The 13,736-nt window shown below is 35.7% G+C and carries 5 protein-coding genes; all 5 read right to left on the bottom strand.

The genetic code is table 11. The features are described 5' to 3' along the window. Positions 1-923 precede the first annotated feature (923 nt). A complete protein-coding gene (locus BW951_RS17525) occupies positions 924-1,250 on the bottom strand; it encodes a VanZ family protein (protein WP_256041052.1) in 327 nt (108 codons plus the stop codon). A 25-nt stretch (positions 1,251-1,275) separates the two neighbouring features. After that, positions 1,276-1,653 (bottom strand): glycine cleavage system protein GcvH, encoded by a 378-nt coding sequence (gene gcvH / locus BW951_RS17520; RefSeq protein ID WP_076395258.1) that lies wholly within the window; start codon positions 1,651-1,653, stop codon positions 1,276-1,278. Between the two features lie 129 nt (positions 1,654-1,782). After that, positions 1,783-5,403 (bottom strand): T9SS type A sorting domain-containing protein, encoded by a 3,621-nt coding sequence (locus tag BW951_RS17515; RefSeq protein WP_175608844.1) that lies wholly within the window; start codon positions 5,401-5,403, stop codon positions 1,783-1,785. An 8-nt stretch (positions 5,404-5,411) separates the two neighbouring features. Further along, positions 5,412-6,368, bottom strand: coding sequence for a hypothetical protein (locus BW951_RS23065; RefSeq protein WP_139326201.1), 957 nt, complete (start codon positions 6,366-6,368; stop codon positions 5,412-5,414). Between the two features lie 255 nt (positions 6,369-6,623). Then, positions 6,624-13,733, bottom strand: a complete 7,110-nt coding sequence (gene sov / locus BW951_RS17505) for a T9SS outer membrane translocon Sov/SprA (RefSeq protein WP_175608843.1) — start codon at positions 13,731-13,733, stop codon at positions 6,624-6,626. Positions 13,734-13,736 lie beyond the last annotated feature (3 nt).

Below are 13,736 nucleotides of genomic sequence, written 5' to 3'. Positions count from 1 at the left end.
CGCTTCCCCGTTTAGGGACTGCAAAGATACAAATCTTTTTATTCTGAGCAAGTTTTATTTTAAGTTTTTTCTAAATTAATTTAAAATAAAATATCTCCGATCCGTATCCTTTTAATACCTTATAAAAGTATTATCCAGGCGTTTTTATTAAAGTATATCGCTTATCTAAAAGCTCGTCTCCGCTTACTGATCCTCTTTCGTTTTTCAGTGCCGCAAAGATAGAGACTTTAAGCCCGCTCTTCCAAATATATTTAACATAATATTTACACTAGAATGCTTATTGTGGGTAACTTTGAATCCTAAAACACTGGTTTATTTGATTTTAAATGGTTATCCATAGTTTTCCACATTACTCGATTAAAGTTTTTTACTCCGTGAAAACATTGGATAAGGAGTGGAAAGATTGGATTTTGAACCGGAGTTTCGTGGATTTGAGAGAAAAATGGATGGGCTTGAGGGGAAGTGTTGGAGAGGAGAGAGTTTATTGAGAAAGCAAGGAGATTATCTATAAATGAAAAAGAGAATGTATCCAGAATGTCATTAAGAATATACACTGAAGATTTAGAAACAAAATTCTGAAATATTCAATTAATGGCTTTTAGACAGTTTTTTTTCTTTGCTATATATGTATTTAAAAATCCGATGTAAGATTAGTATCTCTTTATGCACCTACAAATGAAAGTCTGCCGGTATCTTAGTAAGGCTTCTGAAATTCCTAGCCCCGATAGAAACGGCATCCTTTTGGGTTGCGGGCGGAGCGAAGCGGAGCCCGTAACCCAAAAGATAAAGTGGATAGCGGGAAATAGCTCCTTGTAAAAGAAAGTTTATTAATGAGGAAGAATTTTTAAAATGAAGATGATATTTTTTTGATATTGCTTCGTCGCTTTGGTCCCCTTCATGACCACTGAAAAATTTTTTCGCAATTAAAGAAATCGTTTTTCCAAGAACTTATATATATAGTATCCGATGAGACAGCCTACAGTATCGGCAACGATATCTAAGGTTTCCATTGATCTTCCCAATCCCATTTCTTCCTGAAGGATCTCGGTAAGAAATGCATACAGCAGAATGATCTGGATGAAATAGTAAAATCTGATTTTTGGAAAAGCGGCAATGAAAAAGAAACCTAATGCCGCAAAAATGCTTAGATGCAAAATCTTGTCAATACCGCTGAACATGAACCAATACTCATGGTTTTCTTCTCCCGGTCTGAGAAGCATATAAGTAAGAAATGCCCAATAAATGGGCAATATCTTACTGAATATTTTTGAAATCTTATCCAATGATTGCCTGATATTCTTCCGCAGAAAGTAATTCTGAATGATCTGCACCTTCAGCAACTTCTAATTTGATGATCCATCCGTTTCCATAAGGATCTGAATTTAACAATTCCGGCTGGTCTTCCAATTCTGAGTTGAATTCGATCACTTTTCCTGAGATAGGCAAGAATAGATCTGAAACTGTTTTTACAGCTTCTACACTTCCGAAAACGGCACCTCCTTCAAGATCATCATCTACAGTGTCTACATCTACATAAACGATATCTCCCAGTTCTCCCTGTGCGAAGTCTGTAATACCGATTGTAGCAACATTTCCTTCAATCTTGATCCATTCGTGATCTTTCGTGTACTTTAATTCTGATGGTGTGTTCATTTTTAATTTTTTATTTGTACAAATGTATTCAAAATTCCAGAAGGTTCAAAGCTTTCATAATGATCTTCTTTAAATTTTGAACCAAAATAAGAAATCGCTGCTATAGCAGCGATTTCTTTTATAAAACTATCATTTTTTTATAACCTTATTAGGATATATCTTACCATTTACATCTATTAAATTAACCATGTAAATACCCGAAGGATATGCTGAGAGATTTATTTCAACAAAATTTATGGTTGATACATCTTTGGTTATTATTTTCTTGGCATCAATAGAATAAACTTCTAATGTTTTGAAATTTCTTCCATTAAAATCTATATTTAATATGTCCTTAGTTGGATTTGGATATAATTTTACTTCACGGTCTATAATAATCTCACGATTTAAACTAGAATCATTAAGAACAATTTCTCCATAGTATGGCTTATCCTTTAAATTAGGATTTCCTTGTTTCATATATATTAATTCACTTGGTATCTCTGTTAGTTGAGGATTAAGCATATCCTCAAACGTAAGTGAACAACTAGGTAGATCATTCGGAAATACTTGTTGAGGTATAGCATGAAACTCTACTCCTGAAGAAGATGAAACAGAAAAACCAGGCTTCATATCTACAGAATATTTGCTATAGACATATACATCTTTATTCCCTGAGAGTGGTTGTGTTTTATTATCAAGGATGACTGTTTTCACATCATAGGTTCTTGTATTATAATCGGAGAGAAGATAAGACGGAGTTGTATTAAGAGCTCTGAATAAAAAATTACTGACATTATTCAGTATTAGATTATCAAAAACTTTTTTTCCATTTAAAATCCCATGATCGAATGCATCATTAGTTAAGTTTTTAGGACGATGATAAGCTGCAGAGTATACTGTTGAATTATCATACATGGTGTATGGATGTGCCAAATAATCGACCTCTCTTATACTAAATACTCTACGTATACCATAAGAAGTGTTACCATAAACAAGATCATTACTTATAATATATTGATTATTAAATCCACCCATTTCTGACCATTTAAAATAATTCACTTTATCTTTCAGCCAATTTCCATTAGTATCAGTTTTAAAATTTATATACTGATAATTAGGATATTCACCTCCTGGGTTTGATGCCCATGCCATCTTATTTAGTTTTATAATTTCGTTACCTCTCATTATAAAATCAGTCCTATATGCACCTGAATAAGGTACATTTTTAAAATCTAAAGGCATAACTAAATGAGTCGCTGAATTATTAGATAAGTTTAATTGCATCATTTCATAGACTGCATTATATGTGTCTCCTTTTCTATAAATAACATTGTACTGATTGCTAGCCTTTTCAAATATTGATACGCCACTCGGATTTGACAAGAAAATATTTGACAGTGAAGACTGTAAATTTATACTTGGTGAGTTTGAAGCTAAATTATAGATATCAAGCTTATTTTGTCCATAAGGCTGTACAAAAACTTTACTTCCAATTATTTTAACAGAAGGTGATACTCCATAAGAAATAGGAGTACTATTCATAGTCCAAACTCCATTTTGCTCATTATAAAAGCATGAATACAATGAATTTGATTTGTTTAATATTAAATGTCCATTATCAAAACTATAATAGTTATTAAAGAAGACTTTGTTTTGTTGGTTATAAAATAAGGTCAAATAGCTTTCAAATACAAGCTCATTATTCACGATTTTATATGACTGAAGCTCAGAAGTTGTATTAAATCCGGGGTTCAAATATCTAGTTTCCTGAACAAGAATGTGAACTCTGTTTTCTGTAATACCAACCACATCAACAAGATATGTATCATTTAGTACTCCAATACTTCCCGGGTTTTTCATGGTAATTTGAGCTGGCTTAATATATTTAAGTTTATTACAATCGATTATTTTATAAATTCCCCAAAGCTTCAAATTAGATAAATTATTAAGAACATTAGGGTAAAATAATTGATATAAATTTTCACTAACCGCAAATATATTTTTATTATTTGGAATTACAGATTGATAAAAATAATATTTGTTGTCAGGCTGCTGAGGAGCATTTTGATTTAAATATATTTTTTTTCCCCATGTATTGGAAGGATGAACTCTTTCACCATTTAAATCAACTGGCTCTTCTTCCCAAGTGGTTCCTGTTGGCGGATTAGTAGGAGGAAAAACAACGGTTATTGGCGGCGCAGGTGAACCTATCAGAAGAGAATTATTTGGACAATATGGTCCTATTGACTGCACATTTGCCCCATTGGGATTTAACCATGGAGACATGGTATAATAATTATTCGAAAACCTTGAATAATATGTATAAAATGTAGGGCCGGTTGAATTATAAATATTAGGAGCATCACAATTAAATTTACTTGGATCAGGACCTACTGACAGGGATCCTACCAATCTGTCAAAACTGTTAAATAATGGAGATCCTGAAGATCCTTTCTCTACTATACCACTTCTCCATGAATTTTGTAAAAAATTTCCTTGGGAATTTTGTGATAATCCCATACTATAATATCCAAATGATCCTGATAGTACCGTTGAATTATACCCCATTACCGGATATATACTATTAACATAAGATATTTTTTTTGTATCTCCCTGTGGATGATGCACTCCATATGAGTTAGTCGGATTTACCGAATATGCGTTTGGATTATTATCCCATCCTGCATAGCAAACTCTATATTGTGCTAATGCATTTGCTGAACCATTAAGTTTTAACAAAGCGTAATCATTAACATTAAATGAACTTTGAGTCAATAATGTACAACCTAAAACAGAATTATTTGATAATTGATAGGGAGCATTTGAACCATTACTTGCACAAGTTAAAGCTTCATAATTAAATAAAGTAATTAATTCGTTACTCCAATTCGCATTACTATTGGCAGCTTCATATCCTATGCAATGTGCAGCTGTTAAAAAGTAAGGTTCTCCATTTTGAGCAGTATTGTTCATCAAATTTCCAGAACAACTTGCTGAATAGTTGTGCGTGTTTGTTCCTGACTGATAAATCGGATAAAGCATCAAACCTACAGACTTGATATTTCTAAATCTATCTGTAGACGACCCATTGTCACATGCTATATTTTTATGGCAGTTACCTGCGGTACCGTATGCTCCACCATAAAACTCGGTGAAAGAGTGAATGATTTTATCCGCTATGAGCACCGGTTTGTCTGTACTACCTACCGGATACGAAAGCTCAATATAAAATGTATTTCCTGGTATAGGCTGTATCCCAAATTCTAATCCTTGGTCTTGACCAGACGGATTATTTTTATTATTAAATTCTCCTAATATAAATCCGTTATCCGCATAAAAGAAAAGCTTACTATCCTGTGTTAAAAGATATTTTTTAAAATAAATTTGCAATGCTTTTGCTTCTGAAGAAGTTATTTTATATAAATAATAATATCTTCCATCATATTCAATTCTGTTGCTGTCATCTGAAATGTCAATTTCCTGTTTGAAAACTTTCCCGTAAATATTCTGATTGATATATTCTTTATCATTTAATTGAGAAACTTCAGTTGTTATCTGCTGATTATTGAACCCTTGAATTTCAAATGTTTTTATATTTTCTTTTAATTGTGACAGAGGAACAATATCATGAGAAGCATTTATATATTCTTCTCTCGGCATACGGTTTTGAAGAGATAGCTTTTCAAATAAAAACGGATATCCGCTGTCACCCACTTGAGATTTTACAAAATTTAAACAGAATAAAAAAGCTATAATTAAATATTTCATAACTTTCATTATTTAGTTTTAAAATTCTTTTTTAATTTCTCAATTTCTTCTGCTTGCTTCTTCAATTGTTTATTCTGCTCTATTGTATATAACGTTAATTCTTCTATTTTTTGTAAAAGCTTAATCTGAAACTCACCTACATTTACCCCTTCTTTTTCCATTTGATTAGCAGAAGCAATTTCCGGCAAATGCTTGTTTTCTTTAATATGTTTTTCAACATCTTCTAGCTTGGGAAGTTTATAATCTTCAGCAAATACAAAATCTGCAGTAGGTGTAAGAGTAACTTTTATCTCTTTTGCTTCAAACTTTCCTTGAAGAGCAGCGTTACCGTTTGGTTTGAGTATTAATACTTCCTGTCCGGGTGATCCATTATATCCAACAAAAAAACGATGTTGTCCTTGGGAAAAATAATCTAAGCTTCCCGCACTTACTCCAAAACCAAAATAATTGTTTGATCCTGATGACCATAGTGCTATTTTATTAGGAAAATCAGAAGGATTAGAAAAATTTGCCCCTAAATCTAACTTACTCACAGGAATAGATGTTCCTATACCAACATTTCCAGAATCAACATTAGAAGTAATTGTAGAACTAAATGATGGCAAAGTGCTACAAATAATCCACCACTGAGTTCCATTAGATTTATGTAAATCAAATTCAGTTTGACTGGTTATAACTGAGCTATATTGCGTGAAGTCATTACCATCAAATTGTTGAGTAAAATAATTCCCCTTAACAACAGCTTGAGCATGCCAACTGTTATTTATTTGATTATTCGCATTATATTCTAATGTATTTACACCATCCCAAGGAATTACAAAAACGGAAAACTGTACTCCAGGATTTTTTGCAGCTATTATTCCGTACCCGGTTGCTCTTGCATTTACCATCTGCTTTTCTGTTAATGTCTGTCCAAAAATATTAGCGCAAATTAGCACAGCGCAGACAAATAAAGATTTTCTCATAATTAATTATATATTATTTTAATAAATATCAAAATAAATCTTTCACGATTTTAAATGTAAAAGTTTAATTTGATTGAAGTTTAGTTTGATTGAAATTTAGTTTAGGAAATAAGATAGAAATGGGAAATCTTATAGAAATTTTGCTTCATTTAATTAGTTTTAACAAATATAAATAAAATTCCAGAAGGTTCAAATATCGGATATAAAAAATGTCCCTCAAAAGCTGAAGGACATTTAAATTTATTTTCGTTCTAATTAGAAACCGCCTGAGTCTCCGAATGTAAACGTGGCAGAAATACCTGCTCTGATTGTTGACAACGGGAAGGCTGTTGAGATTTTATATTTAGAAGTCATCTGCTCATAGAATACTCTAAGATTAAGGTTCTGTGATACATTATAATCTGCTGAGACTTTAATGTTCATCAATCTCTGACCTCCTGTAACCTGAGAATCATCCAGTAAAATGTTGGTGATGCTCGTTTTGCTGTCTCTCAGCGAGAAATCTCCTCTGATGTTCAGGTCACTTCCTTTTGCTTTTCCTCGTCCTCTCACATTCGTCATTCCTAATCTGAAATTTCTGATGATATATCCTACTCTCACTACATATTCGCTGTTTGAATCTTCTGTTAAGGTATGGTTTACCAATCCGAGTAACAATGTTCTTAATCTGTTGTACTGAATACCCAACTGAATGTTGTTCCTCATCGTCATGTCTACTCCGATCAGAGGTGAGAAGTTTTCTACGTAACCTACCTGAGCAAAAGTGAACGGATTGATATAATCGTCATTAATATCTCTCTGTGTTGCATCGTAAGCATTAAGACTGTTGAAATAATCGATACTCGACTGAATTCCTGTTGCTGTATAAGTCGCCTGATAAGAATGCAAAAGATCAAACTTGGAGAATTGTCCGTTGATGATCGGGATATTTCTCAACCCTGAATAAGTAATCTTCCAGTTTGGAATCGGAAGTCCTGCCTTTTTAGGGTTGGTCATTTCTTTTACTGTTTTTCCTTCCACCGCAGCTCTGAATGCAGGAATCAAAATATAGGCATTTGAAATTCCATAACCGTCTTTGAATCCGTTTGGCTCTAAAGCGCCCTGCTTCTGCTGAGATAAAGCCTGTGCATTCTGTCTTATTGCCTGATAAATTGCCGCTCCGTCTTTGAATGCTGTCTTTAATAAAACAACCGAGTTGGAATAGGTTACCAAATCATTTGCAAATGTGTAGTTCGGATTGGCAACTCCCGTATTCGGATCTCTGTAATTAAATCCTGTATGGGTAAAGTTTCGGTTATAATTATGCAGTGCACTGATGTCTATTCTGAGATCATTCATCGGCATAACCTGCAAATTAGCCCGTAGCTCGCGTGTCGACATTCGTACATAAGGATCTGTCATAAATTCTGAATCACTTACCCATCCGTTTTCCATTACCGTTCTTCTGATGTCTGCCTGAGATCCGAAAAGGAACCCGATGGTTGGACCTCCCAAAGTCTGTCCGTAACCATACCAGTTCGGAGCCGATAATAATCCAGGAAGCACTGTTCCGTTGTTTTCAGAATAATTGATATCTAACTGCTTCATGGATGTTAATAAATACGCCATGCTCTGAAGCGGAGTCAGTCTGTTTTTGAATTTATATCTTTTATAAGCATATCTGTTTTTCTCCCACTGTTGCGTATAAGCATTGTTTAATGAATCTATTTCCTGTTTACGTTTCTGCAATTTTGCCGAAATATTTTTGAAATACTTAAACTGCCCAAAGAACTTCGTGAAATCTGCCGTTCCGGTTGCCTGAATAACATTGGTATTCTGCCCTACCGAACCTAAGCTTCCGTCCGGACTTGCCAGTAACACTGTAGATCTTGCATTCCAGTTGTAGGTAAATCCGTAACCTAATTCCGCATCGATGAAATCGAGATATGGCAGATACAGGAACGGTAACTTATAGTTTAACTGAACTCTGTGGTTATACAGCACAGGTCTACCCGCTCTTAATACATTTCCGAAAATAGAACTGTTGTCCATTGTATTAACGTCCACATTGTCATTCAATGTTCTGGTTGCAGAGTTAATTTCCAATTTTAAAGATTTTGTAAAATTAAATCCTAACCCATACTGCCATCCGAAATAGAAGTTTCTGTTTTTAATCGCTGCAAAGTCATCACCATAGTTTCCTGTAAGGATGGCATCGATATTTCTGAACTGCAACTCGTTGTAATTTCTGTCGATTTCAGTTCTGAAAGAGAATCTTGTAGGAACAGGATTAAAGTTAAACTCTTTTACCCATCTCAGATATTTCGTAGACTTCGCCGTATCGCTGATCATTTTATTGAACGGACGGATTACCCAAGGTTTGAATGTGTAGTTGTAATCTACATACCCTCTCAGATACTGTCTGTAATTTTTCTTGGTATAAATATCTCTGTAATAATCGTCGTTGTAAACCGCCGTTACCGATACGTTTTCGATATCGTAGAACTTAGGTTTCCTGTTCGGATTCATTCTTTCTTTATGCATATTCACAACGCCGATGCTTCTTTGCTGTGTATAAGTTCTAGCTACTTTTTTAAGCTGCTCTTTGTTTGCTGCTTTCTTAAACTCTACATCCGTATCCAGAGGATTGTATTTCGGATCTTCAATAGTCTGAGAATAAGAATAGTTTACCGGAATTTTAACTCCTGTTTTTTCAGGTAAAAATTTATCTACATTTACTGCGGTATTGATGCTGAATGCAGACTGAGTCGACTGGTTTCTCTCGGCTGGTTTAGAATCAATGTTTCCAAATCCTACTGAAGTATAAGAAGCACTTGTATTCACGGTTGCAAAATCTCCCAGATTGAAGTTTAAGCTCGCATTTCCTGCATACCCTCCGTCATTTTCTATTTCAGAGAGACGGATTTCGTTTACCCAAAGAATTCTGTCGAGCGCTACGGATCCGGAAGACCCTCTATCAAAACCGTTTCTGACACCAATCATGATGGTTGTAATATTTCCTAAGCTTGGACGTCCCTTGATGTAAAGACTTTTAAAAGTATTCCCCGGATCAAAAACCTCATCTTTTAATCTTTGTACAATTTGCGTAGGGTGATTTTTATCTCTTCTTATTTTAGCATCAACAAAATCCTGAATATTTAAATCCACATCATTTTCCATCGGCCAGATTTCCATAGGAGCCGTTGCATTCGCTGGAGTAATCTTTAATGAGGATTCATATTCGTAGTAGTTATCCGTGGCATCACTACCCAAACGGATGAAGAATTTAGTTTTTGGATCAATTTGCCCAATATTCAAATCAGAGTTTTTGGGATCATGAGCATGTACAAAAAGTTTTAATTTTTTGTATCTTCTCATATCCAGAGAGGTATTTTTAAATACACCTCTTGCTTCAGATGGAGCAAGGGATGTCGTTTTTAAATATAAAGAAGCTTCATTCTGTCTTTGTGCACCTGCATTACCGCTTAAAATCTGTCTGTCGATTCCTGGAGGCAAAACATAAGGTGGCTGATTCAGTGCATTTTCTTCAATATTTACACTCCCTACCTCAAAGTTATTGTTATCTGTAGTGGTTGTCCCTTCATCCGTAGCTCCTGAATTTCCTGTATTGGCAATGTTTTTAGGATATTTTCTCCAGTCTGATCTCACCAAATCCATGGTTCCGAATCTTAACGTTGAAGTCTGGTCAAAACCTGTTAATAATAATCTTGCAAATCTTACATTATTCAAAATAGAAGCATCATGATCTCCTGCCGTATTTACGTACTGGGAAACCGGAATTCTGAACAAATACCATTTTACCTGAGAAGTCTGCCCATTCTGGAATGATGCCTGAACTGTTTTAACGTCTACGATATTATTCTGTCCTAAAGTAAGGCTTCCCGGAGTTAAGCTTACCTCATACTGGTTGTAGCTTTCCGTCTGATCTAAGTTGTAATCCTTATTAATGTCTTCCGCATCCGGAGTCTGTGAAGCCACTTCTAAAGTGTTGCTCTGAGAGTTTCCTTCCGGATTTCTGAAATATTTGTATCGCTGAACCAGAGATGAGGCCTGAGTTCCTGTGAACTTTTCAGACATGTAGAATACAAAATCATCTACAGCAGGATCGGCAATATTGGTAACCGGATTGATGAATGTATTTCCGAACAATGCCGCTTCCTGATCCGAACTTAAACCGTCATACCCCAAATCCTGAGCGGTTCTGTCTGCGCCTTCACTTGAGAACGCATAAAGAATCGGTGGCTGCTTTGGCTGTGTTCCCCAGTTTGAAGCCGTAGTGGTAGAAGGAGCTGAAGGCGTTGGCAATCCGTTTTCGTACTGCATCTGTCCGTCTTTAAGGATATCTTCAGAAACGTTTCCTAAATGCAGTAAAAGTTTTGGATTGGTACCCAAAGTATTTCCGTCTGCATAAGGATCCATCATCCAGAATTCAACATATTCGATGTTTGAACTTGAAAAATTTGAAACCGAAATCGGTCTCATGATACCTGCCCATCTTTGCGCAGTAGTTTCCGTATTAGGGTTTGAGTTATAAGGTCCTTTTTCTGCAGGATAATACGAAATATCAAAAGTATTGGTATACGTCTGTTCTCCTGCTACAAAATCTCTGTTATTATAAATTTCAGAGAACTGAACTCTTCTTGAAGCGTGATTGGAAACCGACTGCGGTGTGATTCCTGTCGGAGCTTTTCCTCCTACACCGTAAAATCTTGGATCGATGTTATACCATGATAACAAACCTCTTCCATATCCTTCTGTTCTGTCATTATTTTTTCCTGCTCCTGTAAATAAAGGATCTGATTGATTTTTTTCCGGCTTTGAAGCTAAATTCCACGCTGTAGGTTCTTTTAAGGTAATTTTTGAAGTGGTCTGTTCAAAATCATCAATATAAGACTGATCGTTGATCCCTTTATTTAACCCGGGAAGTAAATAAGCTGCCTCCATTTTGAAATTCAGATTGGAAGGTGCTTCTGTATTTACCAAAGGTATTTTATCTGTTAATCTCGTGAGGAACGGAAGCTGATTGTTGTACATTAAATTGATTCCTGCCATTGTATTATTAACAGCTTCCTGACCATAGTTTACTTTTTGAGTAAGCGGTGATTCGGAATAGTTTACAACGGTTCCTCCTAAGATAAAGTGTTCATTGAATCTTCTTTCTAAATTCAAGCCCATGAATCTCTTTCTCTGGGTATTGAATGTTAACTGGTTTTCCAGTGAAATATTAATTGCCTGTCCAGATTGTTTTACCTGCTCATTGATGATGGTAACGGTTCCCAACATATAATCTACGGTGTAATCTATCCCTTCCGTTAACTGAACTCCGTTTGCCGAAACTTTTACGGAACCTTGAGGAACATTAACAGCTCCCAGAGAAATCCCCTGTCCCTGAACACCTTTATAACGACCTTCAATGGTGTAACGTTGAGATAAATTGCTTGATTCTGCACTGTTTGAACCAGTTTTTTGTAAAGTATAAAGATCATTATACACGTACTGTGGATCGTTACTTCCGATTATATTCTGGATATAGCTTCCAAATGGCTGAACTTTAGTAAAGATCACTCTTCCTGTTTCCGGACGTATGGTAATTCCGTTAACAAAGTCGAAAATACCGTCTCCTGTTGAAGTTCCATTGTTCTGCAAATCTCCGTTCGCATTCAGTCTGTCCCAGTTTAATAATTTAATTAAAGGTACATTGCTTACCTGTGGATTATTGGCAACCGGAAGATAATTTACTTTACCTCCGGATTGTGGATCTCTGTATAACACGTTCAGGATAAATCCGTCATGATTAACCTGTCCAGCATCCAGAGAATAGATGTTTTTCATCATCAGATTCCACATCGGCGAAGTTGTTTTTACCGTTGTATTCGGCTTCAGAAGTTTCGCCATTAAAACGGTACTTTCCTCGGAGAATTCCCCGACTTTGTACACCTGATTGCTTCCGTTCACCGTATAGGAGAAAGAAACCGCCAAAAGCTGATTATCGTTCAGTTTCTGATTTAATGAAATGTATCCTAACTGCGGTTGTAAAGTATATTCATTGGTATTTAATCGTCTTGCTTTTTTATTAAAGATAAAGTGTTCACCATCCTGATAAACTTCTGTACCTCCGGTTGCAACAGGAAGGTTTTGCCCTTTAATAGCATTGTATGCGGTACTCGCATCTCTTAAACCCGGTAATCCGTTAATCGTGGAATACAGGTTGAAACCCGGCTGATTGTTATCGGGAAGAACTCCGGAAGCATCCCCCAAATCTCTGATTCCGACAATACTTTTCTGGTACTGTAAGTTGCTGTTCCCCTGATCCAGAACCCAGACTTCCAGTCTTGTAATGCTGATCTTCGAATTGATCTGAGGATAGTTCAATAAGGCGCCGTCATATTTATCTAAGAAATAATGTCCTAAAAAGTAGTGCTGGTTGTCTTCGTAATCAATTGCATTTAATTTAAATGTATTCATGACACCGCCACCCTGAACCGTAATATTCCTTGCTTCACCCTGTTGTTGGGAAAGCACGACTGTTCCGAAGGTTTTACCTAACTGAAATTCTGTTTTAACCCCGAATAGAGACTGTGAACCACGGATGAGACTGGTGGAAAGCGGCATATTAACGTTACCGAATTCTACTCTTTTGATGATTTTGTCCTCTCCTCCTGCACTTGGCTTATCCACATCCTGCAAACCTTTCTGCTGAAGGTCTTTCCAGCTTCCTTTTGCCTGCCAGACAAGATTCATTCTGTTCTCAAATGCGAAACCGCTCTGGGTGTCATAATTGGCTTTTAACTGAAGATTTTCTCCCACTTTCCCCAACAAACCAAGCTGAATTCTCTGGTCGATATCGAACGTAAAACTCTTTCTGTTTTGCGGTAAAATCAATGGATTATCAATCTTCTGATACAATCCGGCTAAATCGAAAGAAGCATACCCGGAAGGAATGATTTCGATTTTATTGCTTCCGAAAATGGTTTCAAAAAGCCTGTTGTTGATCTGTAATGAAGGAATTAAACCTTTTCTCGCCGCATCGCTTTTATCTTTCCGGAACATGAGACTGTAACGGTCTGATTTTTCCTTATAGTAAGCTTTCGTCTGCGCTTCCATCATGAACTCTTTGTAATCTTCCGGAGACATCGCAGTCGGCTGTCCTGTTATGGTATTTCCTACTTTAGGATATACGAAATACATTCCTGTTTTTATATCGTAGTAGGCTTCATACTGTGTAGGATCTGCCAACTGATAATCTTTTTTGATAATTGCGGTATCGCTTACCTTTGCTGCAGGTCGCCTTTGTGCAAATGTAAATGTAGACACAAGCAAAAACGACAGGAACAGAATTATATTGAAATATTTATTATTCGCCACCAA

Origin of the sequence: Chryseobacterium gambrini (genome assembly GCF_900156825.1) — a bacterium.
Lineage (GTDB): Bacteria > Bacteroidota > Bacteroidia > Flavobacteriales > Weeksellaceae > Chryseobacterium > Chryseobacterium gambrini.
This window is presented reverse-complemented; position numbering and strand designations above follow the sequence as displayed.